This window comes from Maribacter sp. 1_2014MBL_MicDiv, from assembly GCF_001865655.1.
GTDB classification, from domain to species: domain Bacteria; phylum Bacteroidota; class Bacteroidia; order Flavobacteriales; family Flavobacteriaceae; genus Maribacter; species Maribacter dokdonensis.
The window spans coordinates 981,343-1,005,885 of sequence record NZ_CP011318.1 but is presented as its reverse complement, the minus strand read 5'-3'; the positions used below and the strand labels follow the sequence as shown (position 1 = coordinate 1,005,885).

The window sequence follows — 24,543 nt, the reverse complement described above, 5'->3', positions numbered from 1 at the left end:
TGTTCTATTTTTAAAAAGATACGCATTGAAACTTCACTTGACAGGTCCGTCCAATACAACGCTTAACGATACGATTACCATAACAGGTTCAAAGAGTGAATCTAACCGTAGTTTATTATTGGCTGCATTGTTTTCTGATATAACCATTGAGAACATTTCCAATTCAGATGATGCCCAGGTAATGGCTAAAGGTTTGAAAATTTCGGAAGGTATGGTTGATATTCATCATGCAGGTACCGCCATGCGTTTTTTAACCGGATATTTTGCATCACAGGCAGGTAAGGAAGTAGTGCTTACAGGTTCTAAAAGAATGACGGAGCGACCCATAGAAATTTTGGTAGATGCCTTAAAAACCTTGGGAGCGGAAATATCTTATGTTCAAGATGAGGGGTATCCTCCCATAAAAATTAAAGGACAGCATATTGTTAAAGATAAAGTGAGTTTACCGGCAAATGTAAGTAGCCAATATATTTCTTCGTTATTGTTAATTGCTCCAAGTTTGGAGAACGGACTTCAATTAGAGTTGATCGGTAAAATTACTTCAGTACCGTATATAAAAATGACCTTGGCATTGTTAGAGGAAATTGGAGTGGAAACTTCTTTTGAGGGTAATCTGATTAAAGTGTCGCCAAAGGCAAATGTAGCACCAACGACATTGGTGGTAGAATCAGATTGGAGTTCTGCCTCATATTTTTATGGTATTTGTGCACTGGCAGCACCAGGAACGCAAATTACTTTATCGGCATATAAAAAAGAAAGTCTTCAAGGAGATAGCGTACTTGCCAGTATTTATACTTCATTTGGTGTGGAGACTACTTTTGGCAATAATACGGTTACCTTAAAGAAGACCGATAAAAAGATAGAAGCTAAGAATGAGTTTGATCTGGCAAATGCTCCAGATATAGCCCAAACAATTGCGGTTACCTGCTTTGGTTTGGGGGTAGGTTGTTATTTAACCGGACTGCACACGTTAAAGATCAAAGAAACAGATCGTTTAGAGGCTTTGCATACAGAACTGTCTAAATTAGGGGCAAACATATCCGTAACAGATAAAACGTTGACCATAATGCCATCTGTAGGTATTCTAGAAGATATTGCTATAGATACATATAATGATCATAGAATGGCAATGGCTTTTGCTCCTTTGGCCATGAAAACTACACTTATTGTTAATGATGCAGAGGTGGTATCTAAGTCATATCCAGATTTTTGGAACGACCTAAAACAATTGGATTTCGGTATAAAGGAATTATAATTAAGGATTTACTTGACAAGGCCTATCTGCAGATTGTATATTTGCAGCCGCAATTTGCTACATTAAATATAATAGCTACATGAAATTATCAAATTTTAATTTTGAGCTTCCTAAAGAATTATTGGCGGAGCATCCATCTGAAAATAGAGATGAGTCTAAGTTAATGGTCATCCACAGAGATACCGGAAAAATTGAGCATAGAATGTTCAAAGACATGATCGACTATTTTGATGAAGGTGATGTCATGGTTCTTAACAATACAAAAGTATTTCCGGCCCGTTTGTACGGTAACAAGGAAAAAACAGGAGCTCGTATTGAGGTTTTTCTTTTACGTGAGTTAAACGAAGAGCAACGCCTTTGGGATGTTCTTGTAGATCCTGCACGTAAAATACGTATTGGTAACAAACTATATTTTGGTGATGATGAAACCTTGGTAGCAGAAGTTATTGATAATACTACTTCTAGAGGTAGAACGTTACGTTTTTTATATGATGGTGCTTACCTTGATTTCAGAAGAAAATTAAGGGAATTAGGAGAAACTCCGTTACCAAAATATATAAAGAGAGATGTTGAGCCAGAAGATGAAAATCGTTACCAAACGATCTATGCCAAGCATGAAGGTGCTGTGGCGGCTCCAACTGCTGGTTTGCACTTTTCTAAACATTTGTTGAAGCGTTTAGAAATTAAGGGTGTAGATTTTGCTGAGTTGACTTTGCACGTAGGTTTAGGTACATTCAACCCAGTTGAGGTAGAAGATCTTTCTAAGCATAAAATGGATAGTGAGGAAATGTTCATTGATGAAAAAGCTGCAGAGATCGTAAACAATGCAAAAGCGAAAAAACGTCGTATTTGTGCCGTGGGTACTACGGCAATGCGTGGCTTGGAAAGTGCAGTGTCGTCTAAGCAGACATTGAATACCTATGAGGGTTGGACAAATAAGTTCATATTCCCTCCATATGATTTTAGTATTGCAAATGCCATGATTACAAACTTCCATTTGCCAAAATCAACATTGTTGATGATGGTATCTGCATTTATGGGTCATGATCTAATGAACAAAGCATATAAAGAAGCAATATTGGAAAGCTATAAGTTCTATTCTTATGGTGATGCAATGTTGATCATATAAGTTGATATAATCCTTTTTAAAAAGGAAAATTTTTTAATCCCGCTTTATCTACATATTGACAAAGCGGGATTTTTATCACCAGTAATACCTACCTTTAATAGATGGAAGAAATAAAGAAAAAAGATATCCGGGCACTAACGAGAGAGCAGCTTAGGGAGTTCTTTGTTTCTAATGGTGACAAAGCTTTTCGTGGCAACCAGGTCTACGAGTGGTTATGGCAAAAAGCTGCGTATTCTTTTGATGTAATGACCAATTTATCAAAAGAGACCAGGGAAATGTTAGAAGCCAATTTTGTCATTAATCATATTAAGGTGGATCAAATGCAGCGCAGTAGTGACGGTACTATAAAAAATGCGGTGCGTTTGCATGACGATTTAATTGTTGAGTCCGTTTTAATACCTACAAAATCAAGAACAACTGCTTGTGTGTCCAGTCAAGTAGGGTGTAGTCTAGATTGTAGGTTCTGTGCAACGGCACGTTTAAAACGAATGCGAAATTTAAATCCCGATGAAATATATGATCAGGTTGTCGCTATTGATAATGAAAGCAGATTGTATTTTGACAGACCTTTAAGCAATATTGTTTTTATGGGCATGGGAGAGCCTTTAATGAACTACAATAATGTATTAAAGGCTATTGATAAAATCACCTCTTCAGACGGGCTGGGCATGTCTCCAAAGCGAATTACGGTCTCCACCTCTGGTGTGCCTAAATTGATCCGAAAAATGGCCGATGACGAAGTTAAATTTAAATTGGCGGTTTCTTTACATTCAGCTGTTGATGAAATTCGTACGTCAATAATGCCCTTTAACGCTAAGTTTACCTTGAGCGATTTAAGGGAGTCTCTACAATACTGGTACCAAAAGACAAAAAGTAGAATTACGTATGAGTATGTGGTTTGGGAAGGCATAAACGATACTCAAAAAGATGTAGATGCGTTAGTGGAGTTTTGCCGTTTTGCGCCTTCTAAAGTAAATCTTATAGAATACAACCCTATTGATGACGGTGAATTTAAGCAAGCGTCCAATGCAGCTATAGATCGCTATGTAAATTCATTGGAGCGTAATAATATCACCGTAACCGTTCGTCGTTCTAGAGGAAAGGATATTGATGCCGCATGTGGGCAGTTGGCGAATAAAAGTTAGAAGTACAAAGTAGTAAGTGCGAGGTACAAAGTGAAAAGTACTAAGTATTAAGTTAGAAGAGAGAAAATAGAGTATAGAATATAGACTTGTTAGAAGATAACTTATTTAGCACAGCTAAGCTTTAGAATGAAAGGTATTAAGTAATACGAATTACTAGAGCAATTGCTAGTATAATATCTTAGTACTTAATACTACAAACGCGAAGCGTTATAGCCAAAAGCCAAAAGCATTTTTGAACTTGAACTTGAACTTGAACTTGAGTTTTAAACTTGAGTTTATTTTTTCCAACAACCAACAACCAACAACTAGCAATCTTAAAATTCCTTCTGGCTACTGTTATTTCCTAGCTTTTACCTAATTTAGGCCTTCTAAGAAGGAGCACCTGAAAATTGTAGCACAAATAAAGGAACCTGTCTATCAGGAAATGGAGTTGTTTGAGTCTAAGTTTAGAGATTCAATGACCTCTAAGGTTGCATTACTCAATAGAATTACCCATTACATCGTAAATAGAAAAGGGAAGCAAATGCGCCCTATGTTCGTATTTTTAACGGCAAAACTGTTAAATAATGGCGAAGTAAATGAGCGTACCTATCGTGGTGCATCGGTAATCGAGTTGATACATACGGCTACATTGGTGCATGATGATGTAGTAGATGAGAGTAATAAACGACGGGGCTTCTTCTCTATAAACGCCCTGTGGAAAAATAAGATTGCCGTTTTAGTGGGAGACTACCTGCTTTCAAAAGGCTTGTTGCTTTCTATTGATAATGGAGATTTTGATCTGCTAAAAATAATCTCCGTTGCCGTTCGTGAAATGAGTGAGGGCGAGTTGCTTCAGATAGAAAAAGCTAGACGCTTAGATATTACCGAAGAGGTGTATTATGATATCATTAGGCAAAAGACCGCCACGTTAATAGCGGCATGTTGTTCGTTGGGTGCATGTTCTGTAAAGCCCGAAAGCATAGATGTGGAAACGTTTAGAAAATTTGGGGAGTTGTGTGGTATGGCCTTCCAGATTAAAGATGATCTTTTTGATTATGGTGGTCAAAAAATAGGTAAGCCAACTGGTATAGATATCAAAGAACAGAAAATGACCTTGCCTTTAATTCATGCGTTAAATAATTGCAGCAAGAAAGAGAAGAGTTGGGTCATCAATTCCATCAAAAATCATAATAAAGACAAAAAGCGGGTAAAAGAGGTCATAGCCTTTGTAAAGGAAAAAGGTGGCTTGGATTATGCGGTAAGTAAAATGCTACAGTATAGAAATGAAGCCCTCGAGCTTTTGGACACCTACCCAGAATCCGATTATAAAAGTGCTTTGCAGCTCATGGTCAATTATGTGGTTGATCGTAAAAAGTAATTTTTTTTACAAATCAAACAACTGGTAATCAGTATATTGAAAAATAATTTGAATTTTTTTATTTTTCAGGCAACTATATTTCATTCTTCGGCGTCTATGCTAATAGAAGACCAAACCAATATTTTGAAAATTATACCTTTTTATAAAAACGAGAGCCAACTCATAAAAAAAGCGTCATCGGGCAACCGCGATGCACAAGAGCGTTTGTATAAAAAGCATGCGCCAAAAATGTTAAGCGTTTGTCGTCAGTATATAAAAGATGTTCATTTTGCGGAAGATGTAATGGTGCAGGGTTTTTTAAAAATGTTCAACAAGTTAGATACGTTTAAGTTTGAAGGTAGTTTTGAAGGGTGGTTACGTAGGATCATGATCAGGGAAAGCATATCCTATTTAAGAAAACAACAATTTGTCGTGTATGATGATGAGGTGTACGAGAAAAATCAGTCGGAAGAGATTTCGCAGAGTACTGATTTAGATACAGAGCATATTCAGCAATTGATAGACAAGTTGCCCCAAGGTTATAAAATGGTCTTTGTATTGTATACCGTAGATGGGTATAAGCATAAAGAAATTGCAGAAATGCTATCGATTACCGAGAGCACTTCAAAAACACAATTATTAAAAGCCCGAAAATTGCTTCAAGATCAATTAAGGCAACAAAATATTATAGGGTATGGAAACCGATAAATTTGAAAAACATATTAAGACCAAGTTACAAGAGCGCGAAATTCAGCCATCGGCGAATGCATGGTCCAAAATTGCATCAGAATTAAATGATGATGATGCCAAAAAGAAACCCGTATATCTCTGGATGGGTATTGCGGCAAGTATTGTTGTGTTGATCGGTATTGCAATGTTCTACTTTAATGGCAATACTGCAGCTACCAAAATGCCAACAGAAATTGTAGACATTGAGAAAGAACGTACGTTAAAAGAAGTTCTTGTAAAAGATGTTTTGCCTATAGGTAAAGAGGAAGTAGAGGTGGTTGCACATTCAGAAGCTGAAACTAGCATTGAGAAGGTAGTTGAGGAAGAAAATATACTAATTAACGAAAAAGAGCCTTTAGTATTAAAAGATGAAATTGAAGTCGCGGTAAACCAGGTACCTACTAGTACATCTGTTGAAAAATTAGTGGTGACCGATGATATTATAAATTCTAAAGTGGCCGATGTTATTGCGCAAGTAACCGTTCTGGAACAAAACAGTACAGTGACCGATGCCGAGGTAGATTCATTATTGAAACGTGCCCAAGATGAAATTTTAAGAGATAAAATATTTAATAAAGATAAATCTGTTGATGCTATGGCTTTGTTGACAGAGGTTGAAGATGAACTTGATCAATCCTTCCGAGACCAAATTTTTGATTCCCTAAAAGCCGGTTTTATAAAAGTGCGTACTGCCGTAGCAGACCGCAATAATTAATCAATCACAAATCGTTTTTCCTTATCTCTATAAAATACTATGGGGACAGGGAGCGGAGTTTATTCATCAAAAAAAATCAAAATAGAAATGAGAACAATTACCATGTATTTAGTAGCCATTTTGACACTTTTATTAATGCAAAGTGTAGTGGCTCAAGATAATTATATAGAAAAAGTAGAAATTTTAAAAGAGCAAAAGCTTAGTATAACTAGACAAGAAAAGGAAGCCTTAAAATTCGAAATTGCTGAAATAGTTAAGCAATTGGAAAATGGTGAAATTACTGAAGAAGAGTCCAATGCCTTAAAGATGAAGGCTGCAGAAAAAAGAGCACTTAATATAGAGGAGAGAATCGCTATTATTGATAATAAAATATCCCTTTTGGAAAGAAATAACGGCGAGGTCAAAGAATTGGATACCTTAAATTATAAGTTCGCTTTTGAACTGGGAATAGGGGATGATGATGACAAACTGTTTGGAATACGTATCAATGAAAATAGGCATAGAAAAGAACCGGTCTATGACAGAAGAACTTATTCTGATATTGTTTTGGCCGTTGGTTTAAATAATGCAATTATAGAAGGGCAGTCCTTAAATGATTCTCCTTATAAAATTGGTGGAAGTAGATTTTTTGAAATGGGATGGCAATGGCGCACCAGGGTGTTTAAGAATACAAATTTCCTAAGGTTCAACTATGGGTTTTCATTTCAATTTAATGGCTTAAAACCAAAGGATAATCAGTACTTGGTGTCATTGGATAACGGTCAGTCTGAGCTTCAAGAATTTGAATATGATTTGGATAAATCGAAATTTAGAATGGATAATTTAGTATTTCCTATGCATTTTGAATTCGGTCCGTCAAAGCTAACTACCACAGATAAGACCATGCGGTACTCGTTACATAATAAATTTAGAGTTGGTTTGGGTGGTTATGCAGGGTTCAATTTAGGAACGCGTCAAAAATTAAAATATACCATTGATGGAGAAAAAGTAAAAGACAAATTAAAGCGTAGTTATAATACCAATGATCTTGTGTATGGTTTAAGTGCCTATGCTGGTGTAGATGGGGTACTATTATATGTAAAGTATGATCTTAATCCCATATTCAAAGATGCGGCGGTAGAACAACGTAACATCTCTCTAGGTCTTAGGTTTGATCTTTAATTAAGATATTCATCAATCAAATTAGCTGTGGTACTCCAATTTAAAAAGGGTGCTACAGCTTTTTTAATTCTCCAGATCGGCTTTCATTTCTTCGGTGAACTCGTGCTCATAATATCCACGTTTGCAGTGGCTACATTCTACGGTAGTGGTACTGGAAATTTTAAAAAGCTTGATCCAAAATATATGGAAGTAATTCTTTTGGGTAAACGCTGTTAACGTTCCTTTTTGTTGGCAATAAGGACAAGTGCTATGAAAAAGATTTTTAGTTATCGGCTTTCCTGGTCTGGTGCCAAAGAATAGAATCATTTTGCTATTTTTGATGTTCTAATTTACGTAAAATTATTTCCAGCTTTTAGCAAGATTTTCATGATAGCAAAAACAACCATAGATCAAGTTTACGAAACTGCTCGCCTAGAGGAGGTTATTGGTGATTTTGTACAGTTAAAGAAATCGGGTTCCAACTTTAAAGGCTTAAGTCCGTTTAGTGATGAGCGTACACCTAGTTTTATGGTGTCTCCCGTAAAGCAAATTTGGAAAGACTTTAGTAGCGGCAAAGGCGGTAATGTAGTTGCTTTTTTAATGGAACATGAACATTTTACCTATCCAGAGGCTATTAAGTACCTAGCTAAGAAATATAATATTGAGGTAGAAGAGACAGAGCAATCTAGTGAGCAGAAAGAGCAGGCAAATGAGCGTGAAAGCATGTATTTGGTGTCAGAATTTGCTCAAGGCCATTTTAAGGAAATGCTTTGGGAGAGCGAGCTAGGTAAGGCTATTGGACTTACGTATTTTAAAGAACGTGGTTTTACGGATGAGACCATCAAAAAATTTGAATTAGGGTATTGTTTAGATCAATGGGACGGATTTACCAAAGCAGCCTTAGATAAAGGGTATAAGTTAGATTACCTGCAAAAAACCGGACTTACCATTGTAAAAGATGATCCCAACAATCCAAACGGTGCTAGAAAATTTGATCGATTCAAGGGCAGGGTCATGTTTCCTATACATTCCTTAAGTGGGCGTGTTTTAGGTTTTGGTGGGCGTATTTTAACGAACGATAAAAAAGCGGCCAAATACCTGAACTCGCCCGAAAGTGACATCTATCATAAGAGTAAGGTGTTGTATGGTATTTATTATGCCAAGCAAGCCATAGCAAAAGAAGATAATTGCTTTTTGGTAGAAGGGTATACGGATGTTATTCAATTTGCACAACGAGGAATAGAGAATGTGGTATCTTCTAGTGGTACGGCTTTAACGCCAGAGCAGATCCGGCTCATAAATAGGTTGACCAAGAATATTACGGTATTGTTTGATGGCGATGCGGCTGGTCTACGGGCATCGTTAAGGGGTATTGACCTTATTTTGGAACAGGGTATGAACGTAAGGGTCTGTACGTTTCCAGAAGGTGAAGACCCGGATAGCTTTGCAAAGAATAATGAGTTAGATGATGTGTTGGCTTACTTAAGTGATAATGCCAAAGATTTTATTCAGTTCAAGGCATCGCTTTTGGTAAAGGAAGCGGATAATGATCCTATTAAAAGAGCAGATACTGTTAGGGATATCGTAAACAGTATTTCCAAGATCCCGGATCGCATACAAAAGGAAATTTATATTCAAGAGTGTGCACAGATCATGAATATCTCAGAAGCTGTCTTGTTCAATACCTTGGCGCAGATAGATAAAAAGGGAGAGAAAGATTTTAAGAAGCAGCAGAAAGAAGAGCCTAAGGCTTTTGATGTGGTACGCAATACAGATGAGCAAAAACCGGAAAGAGTTGATGTACAGTATGTATTAGAGCGCAAAATTATAGAGTCCCTAATGTTGTACGGTAGCAATATAGAAGAGTTTGAAGACTTGGTGTTAAAGGAAAACGACGCCGGAGACTTGGAATTGGAGCCAGAATCTATGGAAATCAAAGTGTACGAGAAAATATATCTAGATCTACAAGAAGATGAAATAGAGTTGGCCAATGAAGATTTTAGAAAGATGTATGGCAAATTAATCGAAGCCTTGAATGAAGAGGGCGATTTTTCGATCACCACTTTTGTTAACGGATTAGATCAAGAAATGGCAAATCAAATATCTTCAATTTTAATGGAAGAAGAGCGTTATGCCCTGCATAACTGGGAGCGTAAAGATATTTATCCAAAAAAGAAAGAAATAGGCGTGTCTCAATTAGTGAGTGAAACCATTTTGACCTTGCGCTGTTTTTTGATCAAAAAGAGGATGACGGCCTTGCAGCATACCACGGAACAAGCAGATAAGGACAATAGGGAAGCGCTAGAGGAAATTATGAACTATATTCAGTTGAACAAGTTATTGAATCAGAAATTAAATAGGGTTTTGTCATAAAACTTAAAATGATCGCATAAAAAAAAGACCTGTTTTAAACAGGTCTTTTTTATTTTATTCAGTTGTAAGACTTTAGTACAATTCCAATGCTTTCGCCTGTTGTAATAAATCTACCATATTATCTACGTTCAATTTTTTCATTAAACGAGCTTTGTAGGTACTAACTGTTTTTTCGTTTAGGTTTAAACCTAAAGCAACTTCTTTGTTGCGCTTTCCACTAGCTAAAAGTTTTAACACTTCAATTTCTCTAGTAGATAGTTTTCTAAAGAACCTTCTCGGTTTTTTAGTTCCTTCATCAAAAGCAAGTCTTTGTGCAAGTTCATTTGTAATGAACATGCTTCCTTCGCTTACTTTGGTCACTGCTGCAGTAATATATTCTACACCAGATGATTTGGATAAATATCCAAAAGCACCGGCTCTAATGGCACTTAGGGCATATACATCTTCAGATTGACCGCTGTACATAAGGACTTTTACGTCCGCGTAATCTTTCTTGATTCTGCGTAATGCCGCTATTCCGTTAATTTCCGGAATATCCATTTCTAACATGACCACATCGGGGGTTGTGTCTTTGAGTTTTTCGAACAGCTCTTCGGTAGTAGCTACCTCATCGATCAGTTCAAAGCCCTCAGCGGATTCTAGAACCTTCCTAACTCCCATTCTTATGATAGGATGATTGTCCGCTATTAAAACTTTGATCATTAAATTGTTTTTTTTATAGATTTCAAAACCTATTTTGTCTGAAAAGACAACATGCAATGTAAGGCTTAAAATTCTAAATTAGAAGCCAAAGTTGCATTTTTTTATTACTAACGTATAATTTTCATCTTTATTTTCGATTTAATACATTGATTCTTAGGTGAGTTGTTATTTTAACTCTGTAGGAATCTCACAAACAGGTATAGGTAACATTTTGTGTTGGTTCATAGTATTCAACCTCGTAAAAATCGTATATACTTCTTTTTGTCTACCCTCAAAATCGGCTATGGTCTTTCCTTCGTCTTTCATGTTCATGGCCCACTCTAGCTCAGGGTAAGATGCGCCAATCTGATCCTCGTCGGTTCTATCGTCTCCCCAAAGTCCGTCCGTAGGTGCGGCATCAATAATTTCTTTGTTAACGCCCAAAGTCTTAGCAATATCGTACACTTCGGTTTTCATTAAATCCGCTATAGGGCTAAGGTCTACACCGCCGTCACCGTATTTGGTGTAAAAACCAACACCAAAATCTTCTACTTTATTTCCGGTTCCCGCTACAAGATAGCGCTCAAGCGCGGCAAAATAATACAAACTGGTCATTCGCAATCTTGCTCTTGTATTTGCCAATGACATAAACCTGTCCTCTTCATTATCTACTGCAGGCAGTGCGGCCACCAAACTATCAAATACAGGGGTAAGGTTTACAGGTTGTCTTCTAACATTTGGAAAATTTTCTATCAACCAATCAATATGTCTAGAAGCACGGTCACTTTGGTTCTCGGCTTGGTGAATGGGCATTTCTAGGCAAAGAAGGTCTAAACCTGTTTTTGCACATAGGGTAGAAGTAACCGCAGAATCAATTCCGCCAGATACTCCAATGACAAAACCTTTCTGTTTTGCATTTACAGCATAATCTTTTAACCACTTAACAATGTGTTCAATTACCTTTTCAGTTTGCATACGGCTCTAATTATTTAGTAAAATCAATTAACTTTGCCTTAAAAATAAGTTGAACACTGTGAATAATAAAATGTATTGTAAAATACTTGCCAAGGTCAAACCTATTTTTATACTATTATCAGTTTTTGTCATTCTTTCTAGTTGTAATGATAGCGATAAGGTGGCCAAAGAGATTGCAGCCGTACCTATGGACCTTAAAATAGCACGTTTTGATCGTGAATTTGCATCTTCGGGAGAAGAGGGTTTACCAGGTTTGCGTAAAATGTATCCGTATTTATTTCCGGCACCCGATAGTGTTTGGATCGCCAAAATGAACGATTCCCTTCAAATTGAATTATTTCAAGAAGTGGGTAACGCCTTTCGTAGTTTTGAAGATGAGGAAGAAGGTTTGGTACAGTTGTTTAAACATATCAAATATTATTTTCCGGAATATGCAGTGCCAAAGGTAATTACGGTTACCAATGATGTAGATTACAACAACAGGATTATTTTGACGGATAGTTTGTTGTTCATAAGCCTTGATAATTATTTAGGACCAGAGCATAAGTATTACGGCGGTTTTCAGCGCTATATAGCGCATACCTTGGATCGCAACTTTTTGGTGAGCGATGTGGCAAGTTCCTTTGCAAAACAGGTAGTGCCAAGACCCAGGGAGCGAACATTTCTTGCCCGTATGATCTATTTTGGTAAAGAACTGTATTTAAAGGATGTGCTTATGCCCAATGTAGATGATCGCAAGAAAATAGGCTATTCACAAGAGGATTTGGATTGGGCTTTTGCCAATGAAGAACCTATGTGGAGAAATTTTATAGAGAATGAATACCTGTACAGTACAGATAATAAATTGAACCAACGGTTTTTAGAGCCTGCCCCTTTCTCAAAATTTGGATTGGAACTGGACAATGAATCGCCAGGTAAATTAGGAAGATTTGTAGGATGGCAAATTGTACGTGCCTTTATGGAGAATAATGATGTAGCTGTAAAACAGTTGATGACCATGCCTGCAGAAGAGATATTTAAGAAATCAAATTACAAACCAAGAAATTAAATGGCAGATTTACATACTTCAGAAATTACGTTGCGCGTAGGATTGGATGAGAATAGAGTTCCTGAAAAATTAAACTGGTCTGCACAAGACGGTGGTATTGAGAATGAAGAGGCAAAGGCAATGTTGTTATCCGTTTGGGATAGTAAAAACCAAGAATCTTTAAAGATTGATTTATGGACCAAGGACATGCCGGTAGATGAAATGAAAACATTCTTTCATCAAACATTGGTTTCGTTATCGGAAACTTTCTTAAAAGCAACGCAAGACGAGAAAATGACGGCTACCATGAAGGATTTCTGTGATTATTTCGCAGAGAACCTAAATTTAAAAGATCAGGGTTAAGCGGATTTCAATTTCTTTTTTCCTTTTGTTTTTTTGATCCAATAGATAATATAGGCAGTTCCTAAAACGGACGGTGTTATCCACGCCCAAAGGGTATCTTGGTGCATGCCGGCTACAATAAATGCTGTTACCGACGCAATAAGTGCACCCAGCATTCTGCTCAAATGGTTTATGAGCCAAAGCTTCCTGTTTTCTAATGTGGTGCTATACAATTTAAAATCTCCATAAGGCATAAATAGTCCAAAGCAACCAAAGAACAAGAATAAGATACTTTGGTTATACCCTTTTATAAGTCCTATAATTCCAAATGCTATCATCAGCATGGCAGATAGGATCATAATTCCTGAAACTAACTTATCGGTATAATTGGCTTTTGTTTTTTTGATCGATTTAAAGGTTAGTGCCCTATTACCGGCCAGGACCATGTAAATGGTGAAAATACCGATCAAGAATAAAAAGGTGTTCATGTGGTTGGGCATGCGGGCTACTACTAGAGAAATGGCGGAGCTAATGATCATAGACCAAGAAAACCATTTGCCCAATAGTTTATGGTTCTTTTGCCCTTTTTTGACTACAATACTTGCAATACCGGTAATAAGGCCTACACCGCCAAAAAAGGCGTGAATGAAGATGGAGATGCTAATGATGTTTTCCATGAGTGGTTGGTTATTTAGGACTCAAAGATGAAGTAATTAATGTTGCTGAGATAAAGATAACTACTCAATTGTGATATTTGAGTGCTGAGTTGAAGTTGGGAAGTGTTGATTACTTAGTCTTAAGTAAAGGGTATTAAGTAAAAAGTAGGAGGTAGAAAGTACAGAGTAATAAGTACAAAGTCTTAAGTAAGAGGTGCGTAGTTAGATGTATTAAATATAAAGTCTTAAGTCAATGTAAATGTCATTACGAGGAGCTCTTGCGACATGGTAAGCTGTTGAAATTATCAATGTCAGTTCGAGTGTTTTCTGAAAGAAAATGTATCGAGAACAGGTTTGGAACACGCGAGGGTTCTCGATACAAATTCCTCGTGCCTCGAAATCCACTCGAACTGACAGGAAGGTGTAATGTGAGATATACTGAGTATTAAGTTTTAAGTAAATGTAAATGGTATTGCTAGGAGCTCTCGCGACATGGCAAGCTGTTGAAATTATCAATGTCAGTTCGAGTGTTTTCTAAAAGAAAATGCCTGCCTGCCGGCAGGCAGGTATGGAGAACAGGTTTGGAACACGCGAGGGTTCTCGATAACAATTTTACAACTTAGTTCTATGTACTTAATACTTAATACAAAAATCGCGAAGCGTTTAATTAACCATCAACGAAAAACCATCAACGAAAAACCATCAACGGACAACCATCAACGGACAACCATCAACGGACAACCATCAACGAAAAACCATCAACTATTTCCTATTCTTTCTAGGCTTACAGGTCATACAAAAGTCAGAGAGTTGGTTAATGCCATCTATGACTTTGTTGTGTTCTTTTAAAAGGAGCTCTGCATCTTTGCCAAAATCGGTTGCTTTAAAGACTTGTGCACTTACCGTATTCATTTCTTCCTGCAGCTCGTTAAAAATGGGTTGAAATAATTTTGAGTCGCTAAAAGCACCTTTTTCCTCGTATATCGTTTTCCTTATTTTTCTTGCATATAGTTCCACCAGGTCAAAATCGTAACGTCCAAATTGTAATAGCTGATTCGCGGTCAAGATGTCCGGGGCTACTAAAACAGCAAGGTTTTTTTGAAAAATGGCCTTTACCTTGTCATTAAAGTTCTTGGTGAACATAAACGAGACAGAATTCATATTGAAGCTGAAATCTATTTTGGCACCGGAATATATGGAATAGGAGGTGAGGTTAGCATTAATTTCGGATTCTGCAGATTGATAATCGGTCAATTGTAGCTCATAATCCGGGTTCCAAACCATAGGTTCTTGCGCCATCATAGTTGCCGATAAAAAGAGTAGAGTCAGTAGTAAAGTGATGTTCTTCAAAGTGTACAAAATTTGAAATCGAATGTACTACAAATAGTAATTCGTTGTTGATACCGTTAGGTCCTTAAGTATTAAAATTTGTTAAACTTACAATTGAAACTCGGTCTGGTTGGTACCGTTATCAAATATTTTGGGGTAGTGTTCACGGGCATTTTGTGCCATAAATGCTACGGGTACGTCTTCAAAATGACCATAATCTTCCAAATATTCCATAAACTGGGTACCTTCTTTATTGAAAGCCTGTAGAACGGCATCATTTTCCCCGTCAAAATCTAAAGGGGCAACATTTAGCATTTCGCATAAAGAAGCATTAAAAGTGGGGGAGAGTTTAAGCCATTTGTTTGCTATAAAAGCATCTACCATACCGTGCGGAGTTAATTCGTTGGATCCAAATTTTTCAATTAAGCGGTCCGCCGCAATATGGTTTTTAACTTTCGCCAAATGTATTCTTGCCGGTATGCCCATGGCACGTAAACAAGCAATTAATATGATCGATTTGTCAACGCAGTGCCCTTTGCTGCGTTTCGCAATTTCACTGGCTCTGTATTTCTCCTTGTTAAAGCTTAAGTTGTAGGGGTCATAGCGCCAATGGTCTCTCACCTTGGTGTATAAGGCTATGGCTATTTCTTTTTGTGACAAAGAAGCATCTTTAAATTCTGAAATAATGGCCTGAATTTCTTCACTTTCAAAATCAAAAAAGTAAGTAGGGGAAAGGTAATCCATAGCATTAAGTATTTGTAGTATACATTTATTTATACGCCAAAGACTAAGGTAAGAAATTTTTAAGCGTTAAGGGTAAATCGCCATACGCCGAACGCAAAGCGCCCAAAGCGCTCAAAGCTAGTATTAAGTACAAAGTATTAAGTGAGAATTTTAAAGTTAGAATATAGAAAATAGAATATAGAGAATAGACTTGTTTTATCAGAAGCTTGGAGTCAGTATTAAGTAATAAGTACAAAGTATTAAGTGAGAATTTTAAAGTTTAAAGTTGGAAGAGGGAAAATAGAATATAGAGAATAGACTAATTTTGATTGAATCGTATTTAGCTGCTAAAATTTTGATATTTAAGTAGCCCGTAGCAACTATTTACTATTTCACTATCAAACTAATTCACTAAAACACTGAGAACTGATACTGCCTACTGAAACTGAACACTGCCCACTGAAAACTATTCCCTCGGTCTATTTTGCCAAATATGAATATACTGCCCTGTAGACATACGGCGTGCCATTTCTTTAGCTCTGTCCGCTAATTCACCTTCAAAGAGTTCGTTGATAGTTTCGAACCAAAGTTGTAACCACTGTGCGAAATGATTTTGGGAAATTGTATGGTTTAGATTTTTATCAACGTTCACATGAGCTTTTGAGGGGCTTCCTCTAAAAGTTCGTACCCCAAATAAGTTAGATTCCCAAAAATCGGTGAGTTTGCTGAGGTGTGCCGGCCATTGTTCTTCGGAAATATGTCCGTTGAAAATAGGTCCCAACAATTCATGCTGTCTTATTTTATCATAAAACGTATGCACTAGCAGGCTTACATCATCTCTATTTGTGATTTTGGTCATGCGCTAAGTTTAAGAATTTGCCACAACTTTTTCTACTCTTGCCGCGGCATCAAGTTTAGAAAGCGTAAGGCGAACAATGCTATCCGATTTCGCTAAAAGGTCATGCGGAATATTGGCTGCTAAGGTAATCATATCTCCTTGTTTTAGTACATGGACAGTACCTTCAACCCCAAAATCTATATTTCCTTCTACCATATGTACTATAATCGGGAAAGGAGCCTTGTGTTCTTTCATGAGCTGACCTTTTTTCAACATGATGCGTATCTCTTTAGAGAACGATGTCTCTAAAAGAACTTGAGTAACAATTTTTTTATCGTTGAAATCTAAATTTTCGGTGAAAGATACCTTTTGCATACCAGTGTTTTTTACAATAGTATAAAACAAGCAATCTTTAAACTATGACACTTCTCAGTTTTGCTTTATGGGCGTTGTGTGGTGATTGTTTGGCAAATTATTACGCTATAAACCCTCGTGTATGTTTATATTACTCCCCCAAAGTATTTAAATATAGCGCCAAAACTAAACCTATGGCAGTAGCCAAACCTGTCCAATACTTATCTTCTTTAAACGCTTTTGGAAAAACCTCTAAAGCTAATGACGCTGCTACGGCACCACCGGCAAAGCATTTAATGTAGTTCAAGTATTCTTCAGGTACATCGGCTAGTAGAAAATGCCCAAGTAAGGCTGCTGCCGATAAAATCAGTGCAGTGCCGATCCATAGCCAAAGAATTTTCTTTTTAGAATCGGTATTTTCAGCCATTTCCTTTGCGCCACCTGCCGCCTCGGGTAAATTGGACAATAATATAGATCCAGACAATGCCGCGATGGATAACGGACTTGCGCCAATTAAAGACACGCCCAATGCCAAGTTTTCAGGTATGCCGTCTAAAGTAATGGCAGCAAGTAAGCCGCCGCCACTTTGTGAGTTCCATTTTTCCTTCACCCAATAATCTAACACGGTAAAGGTTATGGCACCTACAAAGACAGTGGATAGTGCAATGGGTACGGAGTTTTTCTCAAGTGCTGGATAAATTAATTCCAACAAGGCGGAAACCAGTAACGCCCCACCGGCTAGCGCCACTAAAAAGCCTTCTAAACGTTTGGATAAATTTCCGTACAGCCCCCACAGTGCACCAATAACAAGTGCTCCGGTTACGATCAGTACAACAATGGCGGTCATCATAATTTTTAACGATAGGGTTAATTAATTTACTAGGTGTTCAGCGCAAATTAGGCACCTGTCGTTAAAATCGATGCTATGATTAAAAGTTTTATTAACTCTAAATATTACCCGTTGGCAATTTTCGCCTGTTCTTCTAAATCGGCAAGGTTTTCAAATTTTTGTAGCGGTAGCTCTTTTTTGGTCGCTTTTATTTCATCAACTAAGGCAAGAATTAAATCCAAAGGTTTTGCTTCGTAGCCGAACATTTTTTGGTCAAAGGCAATGCCGGCTATAATTCCGTCATTTTCCATGCCTACACCCCAATTTTCTATAAAATCTAATAATGCTATTTCTGTAATTTGGTAGTTGCTCCAATGGTTTATAGTGCAAGATTTCGCTCTGGCACCTTCTGCCCAAAAACATAATATGTCAACAGGTTTGCCCTGTTCATTTTCATAAAGCGCAGAGGCTGAGGTGGCAAAGCCTTCATGATTTTGCAGCGCATAAACGATGCCTGTCTCGCAAACCTTTTTTATAAAGTTCTTGTATCTATTTTCAATGATATCTGAGCCTTGTTGTTCCATGTGTTGTGTTTGTGGGAAGGTGTGTTGTTTTTTGTTGAAATGATGACGAAGGTAATTATAATATTATTTGTTTTCAGAAGTAGGTGAGAACAAGTAATTACTTATAGCCATTGTAATGCACGTGTTTTATTTTATTATTGGTAATTCTAAAAAAGATATTTTTGTTTTATTCCTGTATATGCTCAAAGTTGGTATTCCTTCTGTCGGAACTTTGTCAAATGTATCTTTGTCAGCCCCTGAAATCGCAATTCTTATAGAATGTCCTTTCTTGATAAGAATTGATGTTGGATGTAATTTAAAGATTACTTCTTCAATCTTATCTATAGGCATAGGTGATGCATCTGATTTTCTAAATGAATGATACGGTATTTCGTTAAATATATCATTCTTAGATAATTTCCGATGTTCAAGTAAAAGCCCTCCTTCTGTGATGTATCTGCTTTTTCCATTAGGGTCAACATCTTCTAAGTAGACAAAAATCGCTCCTTCTATGTGTGTTGAAGATAGATTGAGAGAAATTACAGGTGTTCCCGAGATTTGAAGAGGCTCTTCAAGAGGTGCGGATGTATAAGTTAGCATTAAAGAATCGGCAGCATTGCGATTATTGAGGTTAAGAACGGGTTTTCCCATTTGGGTTGTCCATCGATTGTTTGTGCCAGTACTTACGGAAAAGTCAACTAGATATTCATCCATACCTTGAGGTTCTTCTGATGATGAAGTATTTAATTTTCCGTTGGTATCTAAATAATACTTAATTCTTTCTTGCCCTTTGGGTGGCCAAATATCAGATTGTTTAAATGATTCTTCTCCAAAATTATAGTACTTGATGGTTGGCCAATCGTCAACTCCTTTGTCATTCCCCTTTATATAATGGTCAAAGAAGTTAAGTTGTAGTCTAAGCTGTTCAATTACCGATGGGACAGGTTCAATGATACTATCAGAAACAACAAATGGACTGGCATGAAAACCTCCTCCATGTGAAGTTGGCATCATGACAACTTTCTGCGGATTAGTAAAGTGCTGTAACCTTAATATAGTACCTTCTGCTGTTCCGGCATCAAGCCAACTTGTAAGAACGAGCATTGGTACATTTGATTCCGAAATTTCCTTTTTCCAATGCAAGGGGTCAAGTTCTTCAAACTTGAAATCCCCAAATTTGGAATCCTTGTAACGTGCTTGTATAAGACCTTCCAATACAATTGGGTTGTTTTCATGTTCTTCAATTGCATCTATTGGAAAATCTTCACCGATACGCCTCACACTTGCGCCCAGATTCTCCACTGAATTTTGGTCTAACCAATCAACATATTTACTCCATGGCGCTATAAAACTTGTTGCAAGCATTCCATAAGGACGACTAGGACTCTCATATACGTCAAAATCTGACCAACCAGGAATAACCGCTTTAATGGCTGGATGTTGCGTTGCACATAAAAGCTCTGCTGTTGTCCCAGAGTAAGAGGTGCCATAGGCTCCCACCTTACCATCAGACCACGATTGGTTTACTGCCCAATCAACAATGTGCCAAGCATCTTTCACTTCCGTAGGCGTGTATTCTCCTAAACGAACTCCATAAGAAGCACCTGTTCCCCTGACGTCAACTTTTGCGAGGATGTAATCATTGTCAAGAAAATACTTATCTCGTTTACTGAGTGAGGCAATTGGCTTTCCTGTTTTCGCGTCTTCTTTGCCTCTCCAGTATCGGGTAAATTCAAAGAGCACAGGAAGTTTTTGATTTTTGTATTTTTCTGGGAAGTAAACATCCACAGCCAACTTAGTTCCATCGACAGCAGGTACATAATAAGACTCAACATTGTTTTCTTGCGAGAAACTGAATTGATAAATTGAAACAAAAATGAGTATAAATAAGAATTTTTTAGCTGTCATTTTCTAGGTGCGTTAAATTTTGCATAACGGTCTAGTATAAGAATAGTAGCGGATTTTCATACACTACTTTTTCGGTTAAACACAGACCTTATTTATATTTACTTAACTTGGTTTTAGCGATTAAACCGCTATTATTGTTATACATTGTTGTAGCCAGTTATTTTTATTGTTCAGCTTCAGGTGCTTTTAAAACACTCTCTGTATTATCTGTTAATAATTCAACTTTTTCAGTTATTCCAGTTACCCAATTCGGTACTTGGTCAGCCGTAGTAATATGTTTTTTGATATATTTAAATAGTTTTAATCCCTTTTTTGAAGTCGCAATTCCTAAATTCTCATTTAGAGTAGCTTCAAAACCAAGAAATTTGTCGTTTACACTATTGTCAGGAAAGTCAGAAACAATATCAAATAATTCTAATAAGGCTTTGTTTTTTCCTATTGTACTAGCTTCATCTTGCGTTCCTATATGATGATTATCGCCATCAAAAATTACAAAACACGGTATTCCAAATTCAGTATATAGACGATAAAATCTATCAAGTTCGCTTTTGTCTCCACATCTTACTATCGTTATTCCTTTTCCAATATAATCGTAATCTATTAAGTCAAAGAAATATGGTAAAAGTAAAGTTTCACTTTGCCCTTCAACTAATATTATTTTTTTTGCAAAAAAGGCCTCATTTGCTTTTTGTGTATCTCCAGTTTCTTCGTAGGCATTTTTGTAATGAAGTAAAATATCTTCACTTGTTGAGTTGATATTTCTTCTTATTTTCAAATCGTCTATAAATGCTGTCGGTTTTGCATTTCTAACATAAGTTCCGTTTTCAGCATTTTTTCTAACTAAGAAAATTTCATTAAACCTACCAACATTTAAAAAATCAGGCGAATGAGTAGTGAAAAATATTTGTGTACCAGATTCTGCTAATTCGCATAAAACTTTATAAAAATTTCTTTGTGCTTGAGGATGCAAAAACAATTCAGGTTCATCAATAAATAATGGTGTGCTATTATTTAATTTTAGTTGTGAATATGCTTTTAAAATTGCGATTGAAATAGATGCCTGCACACCCATTCCAAGTTTAGAAGCTTGAAAAGATAGATTTGTGTCGTTTTCACAAATTATCAGTTGTAGAGTTCTGAAAAAATTCCAAGGGTCATACAAATTTAAATCTACTTTTAATTCGTTACTCGGTCGATTTAATTGTTTTGCTGTTTCAACTTGAAGAACTTCAATGAATTTTTTCATTACTTGTGTTCCATTATCATCTTCTACTGTGAACAGAATATCGTCTCTTAGTCGTTCAATTTCTGTTTTAAATATTTCCGTTTTTTTGACAACTTCTCCAGTTTCTTCATCAACTATTTCCTGTTCTTTAAACATTTTGTTAATGTCTAGAAGAATTCTACCCATTAAAGACCATCTGTTTGAAGGTGCGTAATCAAGAATTGACCTATCAACGCCTAAATAGGCAGAACAATAATTTTGTCTGTCTATGTCAGTAATATAATTGCCTGAATGATTTAATCCAGTTTTTTCGCGTCCTGCTTGGTCAGTCCAATTTTGCGCTAATTGAAGATATTTACCATTATCAAATTCAAGAGAAATTTTAATTTCATTATTAATATCTCCCATAAAATGGTCTTCTGGAAGAGTTGAGTTAAAAGAAGGATAAATTGGACCTAAAGGCCAATTTATTGCATCAAAAATATTACTTTTCCCTGTGCTATTTTCTCCAATAAATGCATTTATTTTATCCGAACATTCAATGTCAATGTACTTAACACTTTTATAATTTCTTATTACAATTCTTTTGATTTTCATTGAGTTCGTTTAATTGGCATACAACTATGGTGTATGTGCACAATTACGCATATTCCACTATATTCAGAAATATGTGTGATTACACTTCTAACATTTCACTAAAGAATAAACCTACAATTAACATTTCAAACTCTATTACGGGAAACCATAATTGGTTAAAAATTATGTATGGTTTGGGTCTTTTTACGACCAAAAGGTCATGTCAAATAAAATTCTATTTATCTATAATGCCAATAGCGATGCTGGTAGTAAAATGCTAGATTTCGCCCATAAGATCATTAACCCAGCTACTTATAACTGCAATCTCTGCAGTTTAACCTATGGCAGTTTTACCGAGAACAAACAATGGAAAGGTTTTAGAGAAAGCTTGTTAGCTAAGGGCTACGAGCTAGAATTCTTTCATAAAGATGAATTCCAAGAAAACTATAAAAGCAAATTTGGGCACAAGTATACCTATCCTATTATATTGGTAGAAACAGAACATGACTTAGAAGTGTTAGTGTCTGCCGAAAAGTTGAACGCTATGGAGACGGTGGAGGAGTTGATCGCTACGCTTGGTTGATGGTTGTTGGTTTTTGGTTGTCGGTTGTTGGTCTCACTCGGTCGTAGAGCTTACTCGGTCGCTGAGCGTAGCCGAAGTGATTCGTGTTCCAAACAAAAAGATAGCCGCGCTTTGCTCGCTATGACGTTGACGAGGAAGTTTTCAGTAATCGGTTACAGTTTTCAGTTGTTTTCGTTAGCGAGTACCACTGTCAGTTCGAGTGAATTTCGAGGTACGAGAAATTTGCCTGTCCGCCGACAAGGAGGGTATCGAGAACAGGTTTGGAACACGCGAGGGTTCTCGATACAGATTTTTTACTTCCGCTTTACTTCAGTCAAAAATCCACTCGAACTGACATTTCGTTTTTTAGGTCACTGAGCGTAGTCGAAGTGACATGTCGGTTGCGAGATGGTTGCCGTGTTCCAAACAAACAGATAGCCGCGCTTTGCTCGCTATGACGTTAATAAAGAAGTACTTAGTATTAAGTAATAAGTAAAAAGTATTAAGTAGTGCGTGTGAACTCTTGTATATTAAATATGAAGCAAACAGCCCAGAGTACGAAGTACTAAAAAATAGCACAAAGAGCTAAATACTTAATACAAAAAACGCGCAGCGTTAAGAAAACTGCCAACTGAATACTAGAATAAGTACTTAATACAAAAAAACGCACAGCGTTAAAAAACGAACAACCAACAACGAACAACCAACAACTACTTCGTTGCCTCAAAAAACTTGTCGTTAATGTCGTCTATAAAAGCTAATAATTCATCGCGGCCGCTGCGGTGGCTAGAGCTGGTGATAAAGTGCGGTGGAGCTTCTTCCCACATATCTGTGGTGAGTTTGTTTAAATACAAGTTTACTTGTCGCTCAATGGCTTTTGGCTTTAATTTATCCGCTTTTGTGAAAATGATGGCAAAAGGTACTCCGTTTTCACCCATCCATTGCATGAACTCCATATCTATGGGTTGTGGATCATGCCTGATATCTACAAGCACAAATGAGCATACCAGTTGCTCTCGTTGTAAAAAGTAATTGGTAATATATTTTTGAAAGGTATTCTTATCTTTTTTGGAAACACGGGCATAACCATACCCCGGTAAATCTACCAGAAACCAATTCTCATTGATCTTAAAGTGGTTAATAAGTTGGGTTTTACCAGGTCTGCCAGATGTTTTTGCCAAGCTTTTACGCTCGGTCAACATATTGATCAAAGAAGACTTACCTACATTGGAACGTCCTATAAAGGCATATTCGGGCAAAGGCTCTTTGGGGCACTTGGTAACATCGGAGTTGCTCATTACAAAGTCGGCCGACTTTATTTTCATCCGTAGGGTATTTAAAAATTATTTTTTGTCAACCAGTCATCCAAAATGGTGTTGAACTGGTCTGGGTGCTCCATCATAGGTGCGTGTCCACATTTATCTAACCAAAATAAATCGGAATTCGGTAAAAGCTCATCAAACAGTTCTGCAACATCTGGTGGAGTAACCGTATCGTCCTTTCCCCAAATAATACAAGTGGGAGTTTGCATGCTAGGTAGATCCTGTGCCATATTATGACGAATGGCACTTTTGGCGATCGCCAAGGTCTTCACCAATTTCACACGATCGTTCACGGTGGCAAAAACTTCATCTACGATCTCTTTGGTGGCAACCTCAGGGTCATAGAAAACATCTTGGGCTTTCTTTTTAATAAACTCATAGTCACCACGTTTAGGGTAACCATCTCCCATGGCGCTTTCGTAAAGTCCAGAGCTGCCGGTAATCACCAGTGCTTTTACTTTTGAGGGATATAATTTGGTATGTAAAAGACCAATATGGCCACCTAAAGAGTTCCCTAAAAGAATAACATCTTCTAGTCCTTTATGGTCTATAAATTTTTTAAGGTATTTGGCGAAATTCTTTACCGTGGTCTTCAACATTGGCATAGAATATAGCGGAAGTTCAGGTATAAGCACTTTATATCCTTTAGGAGGAAAATAAGAAGTTACCCCTTCAAAATTACTGAGTCCGCCCATAAGTCCGTGAAGAATAATTATGGGTTTTCCTTCACCTTTTTCTATATACTTAAAGCCACCTTCGTTAATCAATTCGTTTTCCATGCGCATTACTCATCATAATTGCCCAAATA

The 24,543-nt window shown here is 36.9% G+C and carries 25 protein-coding genes; 11 read left to right on the top strand and 14 right to left on the bottom strand.

What is annotated here, in order from left to right:
- Positions 1 to 25 precede the first annotated feature (25 nt).
- From aroA to YQ22_RS04110, 7 genes are all read left to right on the top strand, one after another.
- Positions 26 to 1,255 carry a 3-phosphoshikimate 1-carboxyvinyltransferase gene (gene aroA / locus YQ22_RS04140; RefSeq protein WP_071340170.1) on the top strand — a complete coding sequence of 410 codons (1,230 nt, stop codon included), beginning with the start codon at positions 26 to 28 and terminating at the stop codon, positions 1,253 to 1,255.
- Between the two features lie 79 nt (positions 1,256 to 1,334).
- Positions 1,335 to 2,384, top strand: a complete 1,050-nt coding sequence (queA, locus tag YQ22_RS04135; RefSeq protein WP_071340169.1) for a tRNA preQ1(34) S-adenosylmethionine ribosyltransferase-isomerase QueA — start codon at positions 1,335 to 1,337, stop codon at positions 2,382 to 2,384.
- A gap of 101 nt (positions 2,385 to 2,485) precedes the next feature.
- Positions 2,486 to 3,529, top strand: coding sequence for a 23S rRNA (adenine(2503)-C(2))-methyltransferase RlmN (gene rlmN, locus YQ22_RS04130; protein ID WP_058105342.1), 1,044 nt, complete (start codon positions 2,486 to 2,488; stop codon positions 3,527 to 3,529).
- Positions 3,530 to 3,911: 382 nt separating this feature from the next.
- Positions 3,912 to 4,889 (top strand): polyprenyl synthetase family protein, encoded by a 978-nt coding sequence (locus tag YQ22_RS04125; protein WP_071340168.1) that lies wholly within the window; start codon positions 3,912 to 3,914, stop codon positions 4,887 to 4,889.
- Positions 4,890 to 5,012: 123 nt separating this feature from the next.
- On the top strand, positions 5,013 to 5,576 hold the full coding sequence (locus tag YQ22_RS04120; RefSeq protein ID WP_071342494.1) for an RNA polymerase sigma factor: 564 nt from the start codon (positions 5,013 to 5,015) through the stop codon (positions 5,574 to 5,576).
- Positions 5,563 to 6,312, top strand: a complete 750-nt coding sequence (locus YQ22_RS04115; protein ID WP_071340167.1) for a hypothetical protein — start codon at positions 5,563 to 5,565, stop codon at positions 6,310 to 6,312. Before YQ22_RS04120 ends, YQ22_RS04115 begins: the two co-directional genes overlap by 14 nt.
- Positions 6,313 to 6,399: 87 nt before the next feature.
- Positions 6,400 to 7,473 carry a hypothetical protein gene (locus YQ22_RS04110; protein WP_071342493.1) on the top strand — a complete coding sequence of 358 codons (1,074 nt, stop codon included), beginning with the start codon at positions 6,400 to 6,402 and terminating at the stop codon, positions 7,471 to 7,473.
- A 63-nt stretch (positions 7,474 to 7,536) separates the two neighbouring features.
- Here the strand turns inward: YQ22_RS04110 and YQ22_RS18885 are convergent, their stop codons facing one another.
- Complete coding sequence (locus tag YQ22_RS18885) at positions 7,537 to 7,779, bottom strand: zinc-ribbon domain-containing protein (RefSeq protein ID WP_083414188.1); 243 nt, start codon at positions 7,777 to 7,779, stop codon at positions 7,537 to 7,539.
- Between the two features lie 60 nt (positions 7,780 to 7,839).
- On the opposite strand from YQ22_RS18885, the gene dnaG reads away from it, so the two are divergent.
- The gene (dnaG, locus tag YQ22_RS04100) at positions 7,840 to 9,825 is read left to right on the top strand and encodes a DNA primase (RefSeq protein WP_071340165.1); all 1,986 of its coding nucleotides are present in this window, start codon (positions 7,840 to 7,842) and stop codon (positions 9,823 to 9,825) included.
- A gap of 72 nt (positions 9,826 to 9,897) precedes the next feature.
- Here the strand turns inward: dnaG and YQ22_RS04095 are convergent, their stop codons facing one another.
- On the bottom strand, positions 9,898 to 10,527 hold the full coding sequence (locus YQ22_RS04095; protein ID WP_058105367.1) for a response regulator: 630 nt from the start codon (positions 10,525 to 10,527) through the stop codon (positions 9,898 to 9,900).
- 165 nt (positions 10,528 to 10,692) lie between these two features.
- The gene (gene nadE / locus YQ22_RS04090) at positions 10,693 to 11,481 is read right to left on the bottom strand and encodes an NAD(+) synthase (RefSeq protein ID WP_071340164.1); all 789 of its coding nucleotides are present in this window, start codon (positions 11,479 to 11,481) and stop codon (positions 10,693 to 10,695) included.
- A gap of 70 nt (positions 11,482 to 11,551) precedes the next feature.
- Between nadE and gldB the strand changes: the two genes are divergently transcribed.
- Both gldB and gldC read left to right on the top strand, forming a co-directional pair.
- On the top strand, positions 11,552 to 12,529 hold the full coding sequence (gldB, locus tag YQ22_RS04085) for a gliding motility lipoprotein GldB (RefSeq protein WP_071340163.1): 978 nt from the start codon (positions 11,552 to 11,554) through the stop codon (positions 12,527 to 12,529).
- The gene (gene gldC, locus YQ22_RS04080; protein WP_058105349.1) at positions 12,530 to 12,871 is read left to right on the top strand and encodes a gliding motility protein GldC; all 342 of its coding nucleotides are present in this window, start codon (positions 12,530 to 12,532) and stop codon (positions 12,869 to 12,871) included.
- Here gldC and YQ22_RS04075 read toward each other — a convergent pair.
- The 9 genes from YQ22_RS04075 to YQ22_RS04035 all read right to left on the bottom strand — a co-directional run bounded on the left by YQ22_RS04075 (position 12,868) and on the right by YQ22_RS04035 (position 21,872).
- Complete coding sequence (locus YQ22_RS04075; RefSeq protein ID WP_071340162.1) at positions 12,868 to 13,527, bottom strand: hypothetical protein; 660 nt, start codon at positions 13,525 to 13,527, stop codon at positions 12,868 to 12,870. The two genes, gldC and YQ22_RS04075, sit on opposite strands and share 4 nt — an antisense overlap.
- Positions 13,528 to 14,268: 741 nt before the next feature.
- The gene (locus tag YQ22_RS04070; RefSeq protein ID WP_156894528.1) at positions 14,269 to 14,856 is read right to left on the bottom strand and encodes a hypothetical protein; all 588 of its coding nucleotides are present in this window, start codon (positions 14,854 to 14,856) and stop codon (positions 14,269 to 14,271) included.
- 87 nt (positions 14,857 to 14,943) lie between these two features.
- The gene (locus tag YQ22_RS04065; RefSeq protein WP_071340160.1) at positions 14,944 to 15,579 is read right to left on the bottom strand and encodes a transglutaminase-like domain-containing protein; all 636 of its coding nucleotides are present in this window, start codon (positions 15,577 to 15,579) and stop codon (positions 14,944 to 14,946) included.
- A gap of 445 nt (positions 15,580 to 16,024) precedes the next feature.
- The gene (locus tag YQ22_RS04060; protein WP_058106096.1) at positions 16,025 to 16,417 is read right to left on the bottom strand and encodes a group III truncated hemoglobin; all 393 of its coding nucleotides are present in this window, start codon (positions 16,415 to 16,417) and stop codon (positions 16,025 to 16,027) included.
- 9 nt (positions 16,418 to 16,426) lie between these two features.
- A complete protein-coding gene (locus YQ22_RS04055; RefSeq protein WP_071340159.1) occupies positions 16,427 to 16,771 on the bottom strand; it encodes a cupin domain-containing protein in 345 nt (114 codons plus the stop codon).
- Between the two features lie 130 nt (positions 16,772 to 16,901).
- Entirely contained in the window at positions 16,902 to 17,600 is a 699-nt protein-coding gene (locus YQ22_RS04050; protein ID WP_071340158.1) for a ZIP family metal transporter, read from the bottom strand.
- 104 nt (positions 17,601 to 17,704) lie between these two features.
- Positions 17,705 to 18,163, bottom strand: coding sequence for a DUF2750 domain-containing protein (locus YQ22_RS04045; RefSeq protein ID WP_071340157.1), 459 nt, complete (start codon positions 18,161 to 18,163; stop codon positions 17,705 to 17,707).
- A 126-nt stretch (positions 18,164 to 18,289) separates the two neighbouring features.
- Positions 18,290 to 20,050 (bottom strand): CocE/NonD family hydrolase, encoded by a 1,761-nt coding sequence (locus YQ22_RS04040; RefSeq protein ID WP_071340156.1) that lies wholly within the window; start codon positions 20,048 to 20,050, stop codon positions 18,290 to 18,292.
- A gap of 163 nt (positions 20,051 to 20,213) precedes the next feature.
- On the bottom strand, positions 20,214 to 21,872 hold the full coding sequence (locus tag YQ22_RS04035) for an ATP-dependent nuclease (RefSeq protein WP_071340155.1): 1,659 nt from the start codon (positions 21,870 to 21,872) through the stop codon (positions 20,214 to 20,216).
- Positions 21,873 to 22,071: 199 nt separating this feature from the next.
- Here YQ22_RS04035 and YQ22_RS04030 point away from each other — a divergent pair, with 199 nt between their 5' ends.
- Positions 22,072 to 22,434, top strand: coding sequence for a GTPase (locus YQ22_RS04030; RefSeq protein WP_071340154.1), 363 nt, complete (start codon positions 22,072 to 22,074; stop codon positions 22,432 to 22,434).
- 689 nt (positions 22,435 to 23,123) lie between these two features.
- Here YQ22_RS04030 and yihA read toward each other — a convergent pair.
- Both yihA and YQ22_RS04020 read right to left on the bottom strand, forming a co-directional pair.
- Positions 23,124 to 23,738: a ribosome biogenesis GTP-binding protein YihA/YsxC gene (gene yihA, locus YQ22_RS04025; protein ID WP_071340153.1), complete on the bottom strand. Its 615-nt coding sequence runs from the start codon at positions 23,736 to 23,738 to the stop codon at positions 23,124 to 23,126.
- An 11-nt stretch (positions 23,739 to 23,749) separates the two neighbouring features.
- Positions 23,750 to 24,514, bottom strand: a complete 765-nt coding sequence (locus YQ22_RS04020; RefSeq protein WP_071340152.1) for an alpha/beta fold hydrolase — start codon at positions 24,512 to 24,514, stop codon at positions 23,750 to 23,752.
- Between the last annotated feature and the right edge of the window lie 29 nt (positions 24,515 to 24,543).